Origin of the sequence: Achromobacter sp. SIMBA_011, assembly GCF_046535435.1 — a bacterium.
GTDB classification, from domain to species: domain Bacteria; phylum Pseudomonadota; class Gammaproteobacteria; order Burkholderiales; family Burkholderiaceae_B; genus Achromobacter; species Achromobacter dolens.
The window spans coordinates 1-350 of record NZ_JAWRWN010000138.1 but is presented as its reverse complement, the minus strand read 5'-3'; the positions used below and the strand labels follow the sequence as shown (position 1 = coordinate 350).

The 350-nt window shown below is 66.3% G+C and carries 1 pseudogene; it reads right to left on the bottom strand.

Annotated features, from left to right (window positions below):
- Positions 1 to 350: pseudogene (locus tag SB816_RS30265) on the bottom strand (LysR family transcriptional regulator); the annotation flags it as partial.

The following is a 350-nucleotide window of genomic DNA, read 5'->3' as shown; positions in this document are numbered from 1 at the left end:
CGAGCGGCAGGTCGCGCGCAGCCGCTTCGGCGAGCCGCCGGTGCATCGTGGCAATCCGATTCGTGCCGACGAGCAGATGCGCGGGCGAGAGGAAACTGTACGTGCTCGCCTCCACGCGCCTCACGACGCCGAGCCGCTGCATGAACCAGGCTTCGAGCGCGGTCTGCCCTTCGCCGACCTGCACGACGATGTGCCCGGCGCCCATGTAGCGCTCTTTGGTCAGCTCGCCCTTTGCGAGCGGACTGTGCTCCCATAAAACGCAGCAGAACGTTTCCTCCAGCAGCACCTCGGCCGGATGCTCGGTCGAGCAATATTCCTTGGGGATGATGAGCAGGTCCGCTTCGCCGCGC